This is a genomic window from Escherichia sp. MOD1-EC6098, assembly GCF_002965865.1.
Lineage (GTDB): Bacteria > Pseudomonadota > Gammaproteobacteria > Enterobacterales > Enterobacteriaceae > Escherichia > Escherichia marmotae.
The window spans coordinates 337,360-353,248 of record NZ_PTSN01000001.1 but is presented as its reverse complement, the minus strand read 5'-3'; the positions used below and the strand labels follow the sequence as shown (position 1 = coordinate 353,248).

The 15,889-nt window shown below is 49.6% G+C and carries 15 protein-coding genes and 6 tRNA genes; 12 read left to right on the top strand and 9 right to left on the bottom strand.

The window, feature by feature from the left end; genetic code table 11:
* The first annotated feature begins 34 nt into the window (after positions 1-34).
* Genes xapB through xapR form a run of 3 tightly spaced genes read left to right on the top strand, consistent with a single transcriptional unit; the run spans position 35 to position 2,427 of the window.
* A complete protein-coding gene (gene xapB, locus C0K55_RS01620) occupies positions 35-1,291 on the top strand; it encodes a xanthosine/proton symporter XapB (RefSeq protein ID WP_000020394.1) in 1,257 nt (418 codons plus the stop codon).
* Between the two features lie 52 nt (positions 1,292-1,343).
* The gene (locus C0K55_RS01615; protein WP_000651752.1) at positions 1,344-1,502 is read left to right on the top strand and encodes a DUF1427 family protein; all 159 of its coding nucleotides are present in this window, start codon (positions 1,344-1,346) and stop codon (positions 1,500-1,502) included.
* A 40-nt stretch (positions 1,503-1,542) separates the two neighbouring features.
* On the top strand, positions 1,543-2,427 hold the full coding sequence (xapR, locus tag C0K55_RS01610) for a DNA-binding transcriptional regulator XapR (RefSeq protein WP_001516822.1): 885 nt from the start codon (positions 1,543-1,545) through the stop codon (positions 2,425-2,427).
* A 109-nt stretch (positions 2,428-2,536) separates the two neighbouring features.
* On the opposite strand, the gene C0K55_RS01605 is transcribed toward xapR, so the two are convergent.
* The 4 genes from C0K55_RS01605 to C0K55_RS01590 all read right to left on the bottom strand — a co-directional run bounded on the left by C0K55_RS01605 (position 2,537) and on the right by C0K55_RS01590 (position 2,934).
* A tRNA-Lys gene (locus C0K55_RS01605) sits at positions 2,537-2,612 on the bottom strand.
* Between the two features lie 4 nt (positions 2,613-2,616).
* Positions 2,617-2,692 (bottom strand) — tRNA-Val (locus C0K55_RS01600).
* Between the two features lie 46 nt (positions 2,693-2,738).
* Positions 2,739-2,814 (bottom strand) — tRNA-Val (locus tag C0K55_RS01595).
* Between the two features lie 44 nt (positions 2,815-2,858).
* Positions 2,859-2,934: transfer RNA gene (locus C0K55_RS01590), tRNA-Val, on the bottom strand.
* Between the two features lie 258 nt (positions 2,935-3,192).
* Between C0K55_RS01590 and gltX the strand changes: the two genes are divergently transcribed.
* A complete protein-coding gene (gene gltX / locus C0K55_RS01585; protein ID WP_001516821.1) occupies positions 3,193-4,608 on the top strand; it encodes a glutamate--tRNA ligase in 1,416 nt (471 codons plus the stop codon).
* Positions 4,609-4,665: 57 nt separating this feature from the next.
* Here gltX and C0K55_RS01580 read toward each other — a convergent pair whose 3' ends face one another.
* Positions 4,666-5,058, bottom strand: a complete 393-nt coding sequence (locus tag C0K55_RS01580; protein ID WP_000826489.1) for a MerR family transcriptional regulator — start codon at positions 5,056-5,058, stop codon at positions 4,666-4,668.
* A 1-nt stretch (position 5,059) separates the two neighbouring features.
* On the bottom strand, positions 5,060-5,419 hold the full coding sequence (locus C0K55_RS01575) for a YfeC-like transcriptional regulator (protein WP_000472019.1): 360 nt from the start codon (positions 5,417-5,419) through the stop codon (positions 5,060-5,062).
* A gap of 220 nt (positions 5,420-5,639) precedes the next feature.
* Between C0K55_RS01575 and C0K55_RS01570 the strand changes: the two genes are divergently transcribed.
* From C0K55_RS01570 to C0K55_RS01560, 3 genes are all read left to right on the top strand, one after another.
* A tRNA-Ala gene (locus tag C0K55_RS01570) sits at positions 5,640-5,715 on the top strand.
* A gap of 39 nt (positions 5,716-5,754) precedes the next feature.
* Positions 5,755-5,830, top strand: a tRNA-Ala gene (locus C0K55_RS01565).
* A gap of 207 nt (positions 5,831-6,037) precedes the next feature.
* The gene (locus tag C0K55_RS01560; protein ID WP_001516819.1) at positions 6,038-8,227 is read left to right on the top strand and encodes a bifunctional diguanylate cyclase/phosphodiesterase; all 2,190 of its coding nucleotides are present in this window, start codon (positions 6,038-6,040) and stop codon (positions 8,225-8,227) included.
* A 53-nt stretch (positions 8,228-8,280) separates the two neighbouring features.
* Here C0K55_RS01560 and nupC read toward each other — a convergent pair whose 3' ends face one another.
* Entirely contained in the window at positions 8,281-9,483 is a 1,203-nt protein-coding gene (nupC, locus tag C0K55_RS01555) for a nucleoside permease NupC (RefSeq protein WP_001516818.1), read from the bottom strand.
* Positions 9,484-9,781: 298 nt separating this feature from the next.
* Here nupC and C0K55_RS27085 point away from each other — a divergent pair, with 298 nt between their 5' ends.
* Positions 9,782-9,841 (top strand): hypothetical protein, encoded by a 60-nt coding sequence (locus tag C0K55_RS27085; protein WP_420842036.1) that lies wholly within the window; start codon positions 9,782-9,784, stop codon positions 9,839-9,841.
* On the top strand, positions 9,822-11,060 hold the full coding sequence (locus C0K55_RS01550; protein ID WP_000186376.1) for an Nramp family divalent metal transporter: 1,239 nt from the start codon (positions 9,822-9,824) through the stop codon (positions 11,058-11,060). The genes C0K55_RS27085 and C0K55_RS01550 overlap by 20 nt, the downstream gene beginning before the upstream one ends.
* A gap of 142 nt (positions 11,061-11,202) precedes the next feature.
* Here the strand turns inward: C0K55_RS01550 and ypeC are convergent, their stop codons facing one another.
* Together ypeC and C0K55_RS01540 are read right to left on the bottom strand one after the other, a co-directional pair.
* Positions 11,203-11,529, bottom strand: a complete 327-nt coding sequence (ypeC, locus tag C0K55_RS01545; protein WP_000490087.1) for a DUF2502 domain-containing protein YpeC — start codon at positions 11,527-11,529, stop codon at positions 11,203-11,205.
* Positions 11,530-11,643: 114 nt separating this feature from the next.
* Positions 11,644-12,900 (bottom strand): ion channel protein, encoded by a 1,257-nt coding sequence (locus C0K55_RS01540; protein WP_105266017.1) that lies wholly within the window; start codon positions 12,898-12,900, stop codon positions 11,644-11,646.
* A 203-nt stretch (positions 12,901-13,103) separates the two neighbouring features.
* Between C0K55_RS01540 and glk the strand changes: the two genes are divergently transcribed.
* The 3 genes from glk (at position 13,104) to C0K55_RS01525 (ending at position 15,882) form a co-directional block, all read left to right on the top strand.
* A complete protein-coding gene (glk, locus tag C0K55_RS01535) occupies positions 13,104-14,069 on the top strand; it encodes a glucokinase (protein WP_000170363.1) in 966 nt (321 codons plus the stop codon).
* Positions 14,070-14,287: 218 nt separating this feature from the next.
* A complete protein-coding gene (locus tag C0K55_RS01530; protein WP_000038452.1) occupies positions 14,288-14,614 on the top strand; it encodes a PTS fructose transporter subunit IIB in 327 nt (108 codons plus the stop codon).
* A 20-nt stretch (positions 14,615-14,634) separates the two neighbouring features.
* Positions 14,635-15,882, top strand: a complete 1,248-nt coding sequence (locus C0K55_RS01525; RefSeq protein WP_001516817.1) for a PTS fructose transporter subunit IIC — start codon at positions 14,635-14,637, stop codon at positions 15,880-15,882.
* Positions 15,883-15,889: the final 7 nt, after the last annotated feature.

The following is a 15,889-nucleotide window of genomic DNA, read 5'->3' as shown; positions in this document are numbered from 1 at the left end:
GGGTGAGGCCATATGATGCGACAAGGAAACGATTATGAGCATCGCTATGCGCTTAAAGGTAATGTCCTTTTTGCAATATTTTATCTGGGGGAGCTGGTTGGTTACCCTTGGATCTTACATGATTAATACCCTTCATTTCACCGGCGCGAACGTCGGTATGGTCTATAGCTCCAAAGGTATCGCCGCGATCATTATGCCCGGTATTATGGGGATCATCGCGGACAAATGGCTGCGCGCTGAACGTGCATATATGCTGTGTCATCTGGTGTGCGCTGGTGTACTTTTTTATGCGGCGTCGGTGAGTGATCCGGATACGATGTTTTGGGTGATGTTAATTAATGCGATGGCATTTATGCCGACTATCGCATTATCGAACAGCGTCTCGTATTCCTGTCTTGCTCAGGCAGGGCTTGACCCCGTATCTGCTTTCCCGCCCATTCGCGTTTTTGGTACGGTAGGATTTATTGTCGCGATGTGGGCGGTCAGCTTACTGCATCTGGAATTGAGCAGCCTGCAGTTGTATGTTGCGTCTGGTGCGTCATTGCTGCTGTCGGCTTATGCGCTGACTTTGCCTAAGATTCCGGTTGCGGAGAAAAAATCGACCACGTCGCTTGCCAGCAAGCTGGGTCTGGATGCTTTCGTGCTGTTTAAAAATCCACGCATGGCCATCTTTTTCCTCTTTGCCATGATGCTGGGTGCGGTACTGCAAATTACCAACGTTTTTGGTAATCCATTCCTGCATGATTTCGCCCGTAACCCGGAGTTTGCTGATAGCTTCGTGGTGAAATATCCCTCCATTTTACTGTCAGTTTCACAGATGGCTGAAGTCGGTTTCATTTTGACGATTCCGTTCTTTTTGAAGCGTTTTGGCATCAAAACCGTCATGCTGATGAGTATGGTGGCCTGGACGCTGCGCTTTGGCTTCTTCGCCTATGGAGATCCGTCACCAACCGGCTTTATTTTGCTGCTGCTGTCGATGATTGTTTACGGCTGTGCATTTGATTTCTTCAATATTTCTGGTTCGGTATTTGTCGAACAGGAAGTTGATTCCAGCATCCGTGCCAGCGCGCAGGGGCTCTTTATGACCATGGTAAATGGTGTCGGCGCATGGGTTGGCTCGATTCTGAGTGGTATGGCAGTAGATTACTTCTCGGTAGATGGCGTAAAAGACTGGCAAACTATCTGGCTGGTGTTTGCAGGATATGCTCTTTTTCTCGCAGTGATATTTTTCTTTGGGTTTAAATATAATCATGACCCTGAAAAGATAAAGCATCAAGCGGTGACTCATTAAAAGGATTCGCAGCTCTGCTCTTCAGAGCTGCTTTTATGATAAAGGTTAATTAGTGAAAGATATTTTATTTTCTTCCGGCGTTGGTTTTGGTATTGGTGCTTTATTTACAATCGTGCGCTTGCCTATTCCTGTACCAAATGTATTACCGGGTATATTATCCATTGTGTTTATGTATGTCGGATATCTGGTGGTGAAATACTTTATGCCATGATAATTTAATACGATGTATTTATTATATGGAGCACTTAATTATGGAACGCGTATACAGAACAGATCTTAAGTTGCTCCGTTATTTTCTTGCCGTAGCGGAAGAGTTGCATTTTGGCCGCGCAGCAGCGCGTTTAAATATGTCTCAGCCTCCGCTCAGTATTCATATTAAAGAGCTGGAAAATCAACTCGGCACGCAGCTTTTTATTCGCCATTCGCGCAGCGTCGTACTGACACACGCGGGCAAAATCTTGATGGAAGAATCGCGTCGATTGCTGGTGAATGCAAATAATGTATTGGCTCGGGTTGAACAAATAGGTCGGGGAGAAGCAGGGCGGATTGAACTCGGCGTAGTGGGAACGGCAATGTGGGGACGGATGCGCCCGGTTATGCGGCGATTCCTCAGGGAAAATCCTAACGTTGAAGTTCTTTTTCGCGAAAAGATGCCCGCGATGCAAATGGCCCTGCTGGAACGACGTGAACTCGATGCCGGGATCTGGCGAATGGCGACAGAACCACCGGCAGGTTTTACCAGCTTACGGTTGCATGAATCGGCGTTTCTGGTGGCGATGCCTGAAGAGCATCATCTCTCATCATTTTCCACCGTCCCACTGGAGGCGCTACGTGACGAGTATTTTGTTACAATGCCGCCTGTGTACACTGACTGGGATTTTTTGCAGCGAGTTTGCCAGCAGGTGGGATTTTCACCGGTTGTTATTCGCGAAGTTAATGAACCGCAAACGGTACTCGCCATGGTCAGTATGGGTATTGGTATCACATTGATAGCGGACAGCTACGCACAAATGAACTGGCCAGGTGTCATTTTCCGTCCGCTCAAAGAGCGCATCCCTGCGGATTTATATATTGTTTATGAAACACAGCAGGTGACGCCTGCGATGGTTAAGCTGTTGGCAGCATTGACACAGTAGGTGAGGGGACAGGAATTGCCGGAAATAGTAGGTGTGATAAGTGAAGCGCATCAGGCAATTTCGCAAATCACAGATAGCAAAAAAGCGCCTTTAGGGCGCTTTTTTACATTGGTGGGTCGTGCAGGATTCGAACCTGCGACCAATTGATTAAAAGTCAACTGCTCTACCAACTGAGCTAACGACCCGAAGTGGTGGGTGATGACGGGATCGAACCGCCGACCCCCTCCTTGTAAGGGAGGTGCTCTCCCAGCTGAGCTAATCACCCACTTCGGTACTTCACATTTTTACAAGAAATTTAGCTGGCGAGAAAGTGGTGGGTGATGACGGGATCGAACCGCCGACCCCCTCCTTGTAAGGGAGGTGCTCTCCCAGCTGAGCTAATCACCCATTTCTCAATTTCTTGCTACACGGCGGAGACTACATAAAGTAGTTGGTGGGTGATGACGGGATCGAACCGCCGACCCCCTCCTTGTAAGGGAGGTGCTCTCCCAGCTGAGCTAATCACCCCCGCTGTGTGGAGTCGCATTATAGGGAGAGTTCAAAATGAGTCAACGCCTTTTCCAAAGAAATTGTTCGTTCGTCGTAAATTTAAGCAGGATGATCGCAAAACAGACCGTGTTGCGCAATTTCTCAACGAAAACAATAATGCATCATGTAGCAACCCGAACTACATTGAGGAATCAGGCTGGAGTGATAGAATATCGCCCACTCAATTTTTCCAGGATTTGCCGGTTGTCGGCATCTTTCTAAACGTAAGGCCATTTCATGAAAATCAAAACTCGCTTCGCGCCAAGCCCAACAGGCTATCTGCACGTTGGCGGCGCGCGTACTGCTCTTTACTCCTGGCTTTTTGCACGTAACCACGGTGGTGAGTTTGTGCTGCGTATTGAAGACACCGATCTTGAGCGTTCCACGCCGGAAGCTATCGAAGCCATTATGGATGGCATGAACTGGCTGAGTCTGGAGTGGGATGAAGGTCCGTACTTCCAGACCAAACGTTTTGATCGCTATAACGCGGTTATCGATCAGATGCTGGAAGAGGGGACGGCCTATAAATGCTACTGCTCTAAAGAGCGTCTGGAAGCACTGCGTGAAGAGCAGATGGCAAAAGGCGAGAAGCCGCGTTATGACGGTCGCTGCCGCCACAGTCATGAACATCATGCTGATGATGAACCGTGCGTCGTGCGTTTTGCTAATCCGCAGGAAGGTTCCGTTGTTTTTGACGATCAGATCCGTGGTCCGATCGAGTTCAGTAACCAGGAGCTGGATGATCTGATTATCCGCCGTACCGATGGTTCTCCGACCTATAACTTCTGTGTGGTTGTTGATGACTGGGATATGGAAATCACCCACGTAATCCGTGGTGAAGACCATATCAACAATACACCGCGTCAGATCAACATTCTGAAAGCCCTGAAAGCGCCAGTACCTGTTTACGCGCACGTTTCTATGATCAACGGTGATGACGGTAAAAAACTGTCCAAACGCCACGGTGCGGTCAGCGTAATGCAGTATCGCGACGATGGTTACCTGCCAGAAGCGTTGCTGAACTATCTGGTACGTCTGGGCTGGTCCCACGGCGATCAGGAAATCTTCACCCGTGAAGAAATGATCAAATACTTCACCCTGAACGCGGTTAGCAAATCTGCCAGTGCGTTTAACACAGACAAACTGCTGTGGCTAAACCATCATTACATTAACGCGTTGCCGCCGGAGTATGTCGCTACTCATTTACAGTGGCATATCGAGCAGGAAAATATTGATACCCGCAACGGCCCGCAACTGGCGGAACTGGTGAAACTGCTGGGTGAACGCTGCAAAACCCTGAAAGAGATGGCACAAAGTTGCCGTTATTTCTACGAAGATTTTGCCGAGTTTGATGCTGATGCAGCGAAAAAACATCTGCGCCCGGTCGCTCGCCAGCCGCTGGAAGTGGTACGTGACAAACTGTCTGCAATTACTGACTGGACGGCTGAAAATGTTCACCACGCTATTCAGGCAACAGCGGATGAGCTGGAAGTGGGTATGGGAAAAGTCGGTATGCCGCTGCGCGTAGCTGTTACCGGTGCGGGCCAGTCTCCGGCGCTGGATGTTACGGTTCACGCAATTGGCAAAGCACGCAGCATTGAGCGCATCAATAAAGCGCTGGCATTTATTGCTGAACGCGAAAACCAGCAGTAATTAATACTTAAAAGATAAACGGCAGGAGATAATATCCTGCCGTTTTTTACTTATTATTTATGCTGATTCGTCAATGTCGAGACGGGCAAGGAAATTGCGAATCCCTTCACGCGATAAAAACTGCGCAACTTTTTCTTGCTCACTATGAGTCATATTGTCTATCGCGCTGATTATTTGCCGGTAAGCCGGAGTTCGCATACCAGGTGCGTATTCAGCAAGAGGTTCTTCGGCCTCGAGAAAAACCGGCGTGTTATGGAAGGCCGGTGTGTTTTGAATAAACTCGCAAACCTGCGTATCGATCAGAATAAGTCTGGCACGGCCGCCCTTCACGCCGGGAAATTTTTCCGTTTTCCAGCCTTTTTCTCTAATCCAGCGGTTAACGGTTTGTTTAGCCACGCCGAGGCATTCCGCCAGTTCTTCGGTGGTCATTTTATTGCGTAATCTTTTCATATTATTTGCTGTTGCGAATCCCTAAGCGTTGTAATAACCCGATAATCCCTTCCCGCAGAAGCAAGGATGTAAACTGTTTTTGTTCAGTTGCCGTCATCTCTTTCGCCAGCGTCGCTAACAGCACTTCAAGCGGCGCATCGCCAGACAGGGCGGGTATTTCTCCCTGACACTGTGGGCGTTCTGCATTGCGAATATATTCACGAACCTGTTCATTGATGTGTACCAGTCGGGCCTTGCCACCCTGGACGCCTGGTTTTGGTGATGTCGTCCAGCCTTCCTTGCGTACCCATTTATTAATGGTCTGGCGGCTATAACCGGTCAGTCTGGCAAGTTCATCTGGCGTCATCCTCTCCTTGAACATAACAATTCCCTGAATAGTTGTGGGTCTATTAAGTGTTCATTTTATAGCATCAATTTACAGGAAACCGTGATATGAATAACTACTGAATGCGAGACGTAATCCAAAAATGTTCATTTGCCTGATTTTTCAGCGATTGAAACCAGGTGCTGCAATTTGCCGTTGACACATAAGGGCGGAATTCATATGATGCCGCCCGTCAACTCGACAAGCTTTACGTGACGGGGCTATAGCTCAGCTGGGAGAGCGCTTGCATGGCATGCAAGAGGTCAGCGGTTCGATCCCGCTTAGCTCCACCAAATTTTGCACCCAGCAAATTTGGTACGTAAACGCCTCGTGGGGCTATAGCTCAGCTGGGAGAGCGCTTGCATGGCATGCAAGAGGTCAGCGGTTCGATCCCGCTTAGCTCCACCAAATTTCAAACCCTCGCTGCGAAGCGGGGGTTTTTTGTCTCTGCTTTTTGCCGCTTTTGTAATACAGTCCACGCCCGGGTTAGCGCCGCCTGGTGAAAACATCACTGGACAAAAAAACAGCAGCAGGCCGGCCCCTGCTTGCTTCGCGATGCGAATAAACTTATTATTTGTGTGCCTGAAAAACCCGATCAGTGAGAGTAGTGTACTCATGTTTGTGGAGCATAACCTGATAAAAAATATCAAGATATTCACACTGGCGTTTACGCTCACCGTGGTACTTATTCAGCTATCTCGTTTTATTTCGCCACTTGCAGTTATCCATTCCAGTTATATCTTTCTGGCGTGGATGCCTCTGTGCGTAATGCTGTCAATAGTGTTCATCTTTGGCTGGCGTGGTGTCGTTCCCGTTTTATGCGGGATGTTTTGCACTAATCTGTGGAATTTTCATCTCTCATTTTTGCAAACCGCTGTCATGCTTGGCAGCCAGACTTTCGCTGTGTTGTGTGCCTGTGCAATATTACGCTGGCAGTTGGGAACGCGTTGGCGTTATGGCTTGACCACCCGAAACGTCTGGCAACGTCTCTTCTGGCTTGGTTTGGTGACGCCGATCGGCATCAAATGCAGCATGTATCTTGTAGGCAACTTCTTTGATTTCCCGCTAAAAATATCGACATTTTTCGGGGATGCAGATGCTATTTTCACGGTCGTTGATTTGCTTAGCCTTTTCACTGCGGTGTTGATTTACAACATGTTCTTTTACTATCTCACTCGCATGATTGTAAGTCCCCACTTTGCGCAGATATTGTGGCGCAGAGATATCGCACCGTCACTGAACAAAGAGAAACGTGCATTTACCTTAAGCTGGCTTGCTGTTCTTACCGTGCTGCTACTTCTGATGTGTACGCCTTATGAAAACGACTTCATTGCCGGTTATCTGGTGCCCGTTTTCTTTATCATCTTTACTCTTGGTGTCGGTAAGCTTCGCTATCCGTTTTTAAATCTCACCTGGGCTGTCTCGACTCTTTTCCTCCTGAATTACAACCAGAACTTTTTACAAGGGGTGGAAACAGAATATTCGCTGGCATTTATTCTGGCGGTACTGATTTCTTTTAGCGTTTGCCTGCTCTACATGGTGCGCATTTATTATCGTAGTGAATGGCTTAACCGTCGCTGGCATTTGCAGGCGCTGACCGACCCTTTAACGCTATTACCCAACTTTCGCGCGTTGGAGCAATCGCAAGAGCAAGAGGCCGGAAAGAGTTTTTGCTGCCTGCGTATTGATAATCTTGAGTTTATGAGTCGTCATTACGGTCTGGTGATGCGCGTTCATTGCATCCGCTCAATTTACCGTACACTGCTACCGTTGATGCAGGAAAACGAAAAGTTGTATCAACTACCGGGCAGTGAATTGCTGCTGGTACTGACCGGGCCGGAAACGGAAGGGCGGCTCCAGCATATGGTTAATGTCCTCAATAGTCGGCAGATTCACTGGAACAACACCGGCCTGGATATGGGCTACGGCGCGGCCTGGGGGCGTTTTGATGGCAATCAGGAAACCCTGCAGCCCATGCTGGGGCAGTTAAGCTGGCTGGCGGAACAATCCTGCGTTCATCATCACGTTCTGGCGTTGGATAATCGAGAGGAGATGGCGTCCGGGCAGACTACCAAACAGGTGCTATTGCTGAACACCATTCGTAAAGCATTAGATAATGGTGATTTGCTTCTCTACGCCCAGCCCATTCGTAACAAAGAGGGACAAGGCTATGATGAGATCCTTGCTCGTCTGAAATATGACGGCGGCATTATGACGCCGGATAAATTTCTGCCACTTATCGCCCAGTTTAACCTAAGCGCGCGTTTCGATTTGCAGGTGCTGGAGTCCCTGTTGAAGTGGCTGGCAACTCACCCTTGTGACAAAAAAGGGCCGCGATATTCGGTAAATTTAATGCCGCTCACTCTGCTACAAAAAAATATCGCCGGACGGATTATTCGCCTGTTTAAGCGTTATCACATCTCCCCGGAGGCTGTCATTCTCGAAATCACCGAGGAGCAGGCGTTTTCTAACGCAGAAAGCAGTATGTATAACATTGAACAACTGCATAAATTTGGCTTCCGTATTGCGATTGATGACTTTGGCACTGGCTATGCCAACTACGAGCGGTTAAAACGTTTGAAGGCCGATATCATCAAGATTGATGGCGTCTTTGTGAAAGATATCGTCACGAACACGCTGGATGCGATGATTGTGCGCTCGATTACCGATCTGGCGAAAGCGAAGTCGTTAAGTGTGGTTGCAGAGTTTGTAGAGACGCAACAGCAGCAAGCGCTATTGCATAAACTTGGGGTGCAATATCTGCAAGGATATTTAATTGGTCGCCCGCAGCCATTAGTTGATTAGCAGGGATAAAAAAGCCGGGGATAAATAATCCCCGGCTTTTTTAATGGATTGCCTTACAGCACCAGTGCTGCGATTGATGCAGAAAGCACACTCACCAGCGTAGAACCATAAACCAATTTCAGACCGAAACGAGAAACCACGTTACCTTGCTCTTCGTTCAGACCTTTAACCGCGCCCGCGATAATCCCGATAGAAGAGAAGTTAGCGAAGGATACCAGGAACACAGAGATGATGCCTTCAGCACGCGGAGAGAGCGTAGAGGCAATTTTCTGCAGATCCATCATCGCAACGAATTCGTTGGAAACCAGTTTGGTCGCCATGATGCTGCCTACTTGCAGTGCTTCACTGGAAGGAACACCCATCACCCATGCAATCGGATAGAAGATGTAGCCCAGGATGCCCTGGAAGGAGATGCTGTAGCCAAACCAGCCAGTCACGGTAGCAAACAGGGCGTTCAGTGCTGCGATCAAGGCGATAAAGCCGATTAGCATTGCTGCAACGATAATGGCTACTTTGAAGCCCGCCAGAATGTACTCACCCAGCATTTCGAAGAAGCTCTGACCTTCGTGCAGGTTGGACATCTGAATGTTTTCTTCGCTGGCATCAACACGGTACGGGTTGATCAGCGACAGTACGATAAAGGTGCTGAACATGTTCAGTACCAGCGCTGCAACCACGTATTTCGGTTCCAGCATCGTCATGTATGCGCCAACGATGGACATCGACACGGTGGACATCGCCGTGGCTGCCATAGTGTACATACGATTACGGGAGATTTTGCCGAGGATATCTTTATAGGCGATAAAGTTCTCGGACTGACCCAGAATCAGGGAGCTGACGGCGTTAAAAGATTCCAGCTTGCCCATTCCGTTGACTTTGGAAAGCAGGAAGCCAATCGCGCGGATAATCACCGGCAACACGCGAATGTGCTGGAGAATACCGATCAATGCAGAGATAAAGACGATTGGGCACAGCACTTTCAGGAAGAAGAACGCCAGGCCTTGATCATTCATGCTACCAAAGACAAAGTTAGTACCTTCGTTGGCAAACCCGAGCAGTTTTTCAAACATTTCGGAGAAGCCTTTCACGAAGCCCAGACCAACGTCAGAGTTCAGGAAGAACCACGCCAGTAACACTTCGATAACAAGCAGTTGAATTATATAACGGATACGAATTTTTTTGCGGTCGCTGCTTGCCAGCAATGCGAGAATCGCAACAACGGCTAGTGCCAGTACAAAATGAAGGACGCGGTCCATATTTGCTCCAAATATGAGGCAGGTTAAGTTTCCGTGCACATTCTATGTAACATGGTTAAGGAAAACGAGATCTGACACACACTATAATGATGTCCTGTGACAAGCTTCAAAAATAGTGAGCTGTTATACATTTCTGCTATGTTGTGTATGGAAGCTGAAAGTTATGTAAATGTGCTAACATTAAACATAATCATAACATTTAACTCATCAATCTTTTCGTAGTCATAATCCTGGCCTATCAGAGAAATCACCCTAATCCAATTAAATGAATTTGATAATCATTCTCGTTTAGCATAGCATGAAACATAGCAAAGGCTATGTTTTAGAGGCACAACAAGATGACAAACTATCGCGTTGAGAGTAGCAGTGGACGGGCGGCGCGCAAGATGAGGCTCGCATTAATGGGACCTGCGTTCATTGCAGCGATTGGTTATATCGATCCCGGTAACTTTGCGACCAATATTCAGGCGGGAGCCAGCTTCGGCTATCAACTGCTATGGGTTGTTGTCTGGGCGAACCTGATGGCGATGCTGATTCAGATTCTTTCAGCCAAACTGGGGATAGCCACCGGTAAAAATCTGGCAGAGCAAATCCGCGATCACTACCCGCGCCCCGTAGTGTGGTTCTATTGGGTTCAGGCGGAAATTATTGCGATGGCGACCGACCTGGCGGAATTTATTGGCGCAGCGATCGGTTTCAAACTGATTCTTGGTGTTTCGTTGTTGCAGGGGGCGGTGCTGACGGGTATCGCGACTTTCCTGATTTTAATGCTGCAACGTCGCGGGCAAAAACCGCTGGAGAAAGTGATTGGCGGGCTACTGCTGTTTGTCGCCGCGGCTTACATTGTCGAGCTGATTTTCTCTCAGCCTAACCTGGCGCAGTTGAGTAAAGGGATGGTGATTCCGAGTTTACCAACCTCGGAGGCGGTCTTCCTGGCGGCTGGCGTGTTAGGGGCGACGATTATGCCGCACGTGATTTATTTGCACTCTTCGCTCACTCAGCATTTACATGGTGGTTCGCGTCAACAACGTTATTCCGCCACCAAATGGGATGTGGCTATTGCCATGACTATTGCCGGTTTTGTTAATCTGGCGATGATGGCAACGGCTGCCGCCGCGTTCCATTTTTCCGGTCATACGGGGGTCGCTGATCTTGACGAAGCCTACCTGACGCTGCAACCGCTGTTAAGCAATGCTGCCGCGACGGTCTTTGGTTTAAGTCTGGTGGCGGCGGGGCTTTCGTCAACGGTGGTGGGAACATTGGCGGGGCAGGTAGTGATGCAGGGATTCATTCGCTTCCATATTCCGCTGTGGGTGCGCCGTACCGTGACCATGTTGCCATCTTTTATTGTTATTCTGATGGGGCTGGATCCGACGCGGATTCTGGTCATGAGTCAGGTGCTGCTAAGTTTTGGTATTGCCCTGGCGCTGGTGCCACTGTTGATTTTCACCAGTGACAGTAAGTTGATGGGCGATCTGGTTAACAGCAAATGGGTTAAACAAACCGGTTGGGTGATTGTAGTACTGGTGGTCGCGTTGAATATCTGGCTGCTGGTGGGAACGGCACTAGGGTTGTAGTTCAACTGGCGTCGCATGTGGTGCCACTGGCGGATGCGGCGTAAACACCTTATCCGCCCTACGTGTTTAATGGCGCGGGTTTGTAGGCCTGATAAGACGCGCCAGCGTCGCATCAGGCATCGTACTCCATTGGCGAATGTGTTTAATGACGGTGCCCATGTCCACGACCTTTTCCGCGATGATCATCACGGTCGCGCCAGCCTTCGCGGTAGCCTCGTTCATACGCTTTACGCTTATCCCAGCCACGGTGGTAGCCATTATCGTGACGCCACCAGCGGTTTTTACGCCATTCGTAATTACGGTGCCAGTAATCACGGTCGCGCCAGTGACCACCGTCCCAATAATTACCGTAATGATCGCGATCGCCAATTTGTAATTTTATCGATGGCAGTAGGGTAATTTCACCTGCGTTTGCCGCAAGTGGGGTAAATACCATCAGGGCGGCCGCCAGAAACAGTGACCTGAACATTGTTATTCTCCTTCACGATCGAAGCCGTCAGCGGCCTGTTAACGCAATATTACGGGGAGGTAAAGCCCCGTTTCATCGCCATAACTCTTAAATCGTGAGGGAGAGCATTTTTTGTTAAAGCTTATCGTGGGGGGGCTGTTGCTTCGGGCGATTCACAATCATCATTGGTTTACCTGCCAGCAATAGCCACGCCGGAAGCATGACGATACAAAGCAGCGGTAGCAAAGTGGTATCAGGTACAACGACCGCCGCCATAAACAGACTTAACCAGCCATCGCGCGTCACCACCAGTACTATGCCGAGAATAGCGCAGGAAACGGTAATCGCCGCCGGGACTGCGGGAACATGTTCATGCAGCATCAACCCTAACGCTACGCCAACAAACACGGCCGGGAAGATTCGCCCACCACGAAATCCGCTGGCGGCGGCAATAACCAGGGCGGCAAGTTTAATGAGCGCCAGCAAAAAGTAATCGCTGGCGCTCAAAGCCTGATTTATCACCATTTGCTGCATCTCATCCAGTCCTTTAAACAGTGAGACAGGTCCGCCGATGACGCCCAGAATACCCAGCATAAAACCGCCAACTCCCAGCATGAGTACTGGGTTTTTAATCTGATGCATCATCGCGTGCAACCGTGGCAGACACCACACAGCAACCATCCCCGCAGCGATGGCAATCGTCGCCACAATGGCACCGCTGATGATGTCGGTCATCTGCATCTGTTCGTAATGCGCAATGGGTAGCGAAAAATGAGGATGAAAAAATAGACTTGTGGTCAGAGCACCAGTCGCCGCCGCCATTAACGGTGCAAAGAGCCGATCCCATAGCGGGACTTCATTACTGCCATTTAAGGTTTGCGAAAATATCAACGCTGCCGCAACAGGTGTACCAAACAGCGTGCCGATAGTTCCGGCTGAGGCTAAAATAGTCCACTCCATCCGGTGAACTCGTGGTAACAGACGAGTGCCAATCGCCACTGCGAGAGCGATATTAACGGTCATGATCGGATGTTCCGGCCCGAGGCTGACGCCACCAGCAAGACCGAGAATTAATGCCAGGATCAGTCCCGGTAGCGCAGAGGGGGGAACCGGTGCGCCGATCAGTGGTTCACTGGCCGGATCTGGCCCGGCATGACCCTGGCTGAAACGGATAACCAGTCCTACTGCGATCCCTGTCAGCGTTAATATTCCGATGATCCACAGCGGTGAGTCCTGAGCTAACCCCAGACTTTCCGGTAGTCGTTGCCAGAGCAAACTCTGTAATACCGAGGCGATTTTCATCACTACAATCAGAATAAGACTGGACGCAATCCCAATTGCCACCGCGGGAAGCGATAATAACAACATGGTTCTGGCTCGCGGATGGAGCATGTTCTATTCCTTATGCGGGATCAGATACTTAGTTTGCCCAGCTTGCATAAAGGCATCGCTGCAATTGGTGCTGAAACGATAAAGTAATTGTGTGACCCAGATCGATATTTACAGGGAGCCAGCCTTTCCGGCGTTGTTGTTATGCCCCCAGGTATTTACAGTGTGAGAAAGAATTCTTTTGACTTTAGCGGAGCAGTAGAAGAATGACAAAGTATGCATTAGTCGGTGATGTGGGCGGCACCAACGCACGTCTTGCCCTGTGTGATATTGCCAGTGGCGAAATCTCGCAGGCTAAAACCTATTCAGGGCTTGATTATCCCAGCCTGGAAGCGGTCATTCGCGTTTATCTCGAAGAACATAAGGTTGAGGTGAAAGACGGCTGTATTGCCATCGCTTGCCCAATCACCGGTGACTGGGTGGCAATGACCAACCACACCTGGGCATTTTCGATTGCTGAAATGAAAAAGAGCCTCGGTTTTAGCCATCTGGAAATTATCAATGATTTTACGGCGGTTTCGATGGCGATCCCGATGCTGAAAAAAGAGCACCTGATCCAGTTTGGCGGAGCAGAACCAGTAGAAGGTAAACCAATCGCGGTGTACGGTGCCGGAACAGGGCTTGGGGTTGCGCATCTGGTCCATGTAGATAAACGCTGGATCAGCCTGCCGGGTGAGGGCGGTCACGTTGATTTTGCGCCAAATAGCGAAGAAGAGGCCATTATCCTCGAAATACTGCGTGCGGAAATTGGCCATGTCTCGGCGGAGCGCGTGCTTTCTGGCCCTGGGCTGGTGAATCTGTATCGTGCGATTGTGAAAGCCGATAACCGCCTGCCGGAAAATCTCAAGCCGAAAGATATTACCGAACGTGCACTGGCCGACAGTTGCACCGATTGTCGTCGGGCATTGTCGCTGTTTTGCGTCATAATGGGACGTTTTGGCGGCAATCTGGCGCTCAATCTCGGGACATTTGGCGGTGTGTATATTGCAGGCGGTATCGTGCCGCGTTTCCTCGAGTTCTTCAAAGCTTCTGGTTTCCGCGCCGCTTTTGAAGACAAAGGCCGCTTTAAAGAATATGTCCATGATATTCCGGTTTATCTCATCGTCCATGACAATCCGGGACTTCTCGGTTCGGGCGCACATCTACGCCAGACCTTAGGCCACATCCTGTAAAACCTTCCTGTCATATCGGGAGGAATCTCTCCCGATAGTCATTTAAATCATAGAGTTAATTAGATTTTTCTTTGTGTTTCATCACAAGGCCGACCTGCGTCACACTTCCGTATAACGGGATTAATTATCCAGTAAAAGCATTATTTGTCTGGTAACAGCGATTTGTTTTGCACGTTCATAATTTCACTCGCTAACTATAACCAAGCGAGGAAATAACGATGAGTAAGAAACTGATTGCCCTGTGTGCTTGCCCGATGGGGCTGGCGCACACCTTTATGGCTGCCCAGGCGCTGGAAGAAGCGGCGGTAGAAGCAGGCTATGAAGTGAAAATTGAAACCCAGGGCGCAGATGGCATCCAGAACCGTCTTACGGCGCAAGATATCGCAGAGGCGACCATCATCATCCACTCCGTGGCGGTTACCCCGGAAGATAACGAACGTTTTGAGTCACGCGATGTTTATGAAATCACTTTGCAGGACGCAATTAAAAACGCTGCGGGCATCATCAAAGAAATCGAAGAGATGATTGCCGCTGAACAGGCGTAATTTTTTACAGGGATATTGTTATGGCCATTAAAAAACGCAGTGCAACCGTTGTGCCTGGCGCATCCGGTGCGGCAGCGGCAGTTAAGAATCCGCAGGCCTCTAAAAGCAGCTTCTGGGGTGAACTCCCGCAGCACGTGATGTCAGGGATTTCACGCATGGTGCCGACCTTAATTATGGGCGGTGTGATCCTCGCTTTCAGCCAGTTGATTGCTTATAGCTGGCTGAAAATTCCCGCTGACATTGGCATTATGGATGCGCTCAATAGTGGGAAATTTACCGGTTTCGACCTCTCGTTACTGAAATTTGCCTGGCTGTCGCAGTCGTTTGGCGGTGTGCTATTTGGCTTTGCCATTCCGATGTTCGCCGCCTTTGTGGCTAACTCCATTGGTGGCAAACTGGCGTTCCCGGCAGGGTTTATCGGCGGGTTGATGTCTACCCAGCCCACGCAACTGCTGAATTTTGACCCCAGCACCATGCAGTGGGCGACCTCTTCGCCCGTGCCGTCCACCTTCATTGGCGCGCTGATTATTTCTATTGTTGCGGGTTACCTCGTGAAATGGATGAACCAGAAAATCCAGATGCCGGATTTCCTGTTAGCGTTCAAAACCACTTTTTTATTACCAATTCTTTCCGCCATTTTTGTCATGCTGGCGATGTATTACGTGATCACGCCGTTTGGTGGCTGGATCAACGGTGGCATTCGCGCCATGTTGACGGCAGCAGGTGAAAAAGGCGCGCTGATGTACGCAATGGGAATTGCCGCAGCAACGGCAATTGACCTGGGGGGGCCAATCAACAAAGCGGCAGGTTTCGTTGCCTTCAGCTTTACGACAGACCACGTACTACCCGTCACCGCGCGTTCTATCGCTATTGTTATTCCGCCGATTGGTCTGGGCCTGGCGACCATTATCGACCGTCGTTTAACCGGCAAACGCCTGTTCAACGCCCAGCTTTATCCACAGGGCAAAACCGCCATGTTCCTTGCGTTTATGGGTATCAGTGAAGGTGCTATTCCGTTCGCGCTGGAAAGTCCCATCACCGCCATTCCGTCCTATATGGTAGGTGCGATTGTTGGTTCCACTGCCGCTGTCTGGCTGGGTGCAGTGCAGTGGTTCCCGGAATCTGCTATCTGGGCATGGCCGCTGGTTACTAACCTCGGCGTCTATATGGCGGGGATCGCGTTGGGGGCAATCATCACTGCGCTGATGGTGGTGTTCCTGCGTCTGATGATGTTCCGCAAAGGCAAATTGTTAATCGATAGCCTTTAAGAAGGAC

Bases quoted from the DNA above. Each gene is read 5' to 3' on its own strand.
- xapB (WP_000020394.1), top strand. From the start codon at position 35: ATGAGCATCGCTATGCGCTTAAAGGTAATGTCCTTTTTGCAATATTTT.
- xapR (WP_001516822.1), top strand. From the start codon at position 1,543: ATGGAACGCGTATACAGAACAGATCTTAAGTTGCTCCGTTATTTTCTT.
- gltX (WP_001516821.1), top strand. From the start codon at position 3,193: ATGAAAATCAAAACTCGCTTCGCGCCAAGCCCAACAGGCTATCTGCAC.
- C0K55_RS01580 (WP_000826489.1), bottom strand. From the start codon at position 5,058: ATGAAAAGATTACGCAATAAAATGACCACCGAAGAACTGGCGGAATGC.
- C0K55_RS01575 (WP_000472019.1), bottom strand. From the start codon at position 5,419: ATGTTCAAGGAGAGGATGACGCCAGATGAACTTGCCAGACTGACCGGT.
- C0K55_RS01560 (WP_001516819.1), top strand. From the start codon at position 6,038: ATGTTTGTGGAGCATAACCTGATAAAAAATATCAAGATATTCACACTG.
- nupC (WP_001516818.1), bottom strand. From the start codon at position 9,483: ATGGACCGCGTCCTTCATTTTGTACTGGCACTAGCCGTTGTTGCGATT.
- C0K55_RS01550 (WP_000186376.1), top strand. From the start codon at position 9,822: ATGACAAACTATCGCGTTGAGAGTAGCAGTGGACGGGCGGCGCGCAAG.
- ypeC (WP_000490087.1), bottom strand. From the start codon at position 11,529: ATGTTCAGGTCACTGTTTCTGGCGGCCGCCCTGATGGTATTTACCCCA.
- C0K55_RS01540 (WP_105266017.1), bottom strand. From the start codon at position 12,900: ATGCTCCATCCGCGAGCCAGAACCATGTTGTTATTATCGCTTCCCGCG.
- glk (WP_000170363.1), top strand. From the start codon at position 13,104: ATGACAAAGTATGCATTAGTCGGTGATGTGGGCGGCACCAACGCACGT.
- C0K55_RS01530 (WP_000038452.1), top strand. From the start codon at position 14,288: ATGAGTAAGAAACTGATTGCCCTGTGTGCTTGCCCGATGGGGCTGGCG.
- C0K55_RS01525 (WP_001516817.1), top strand. From the start codon at position 14,635: ATGGCCATTAAAAAACGCAGTGCAACCGTTGTGCCTGGCGCATCCGGT.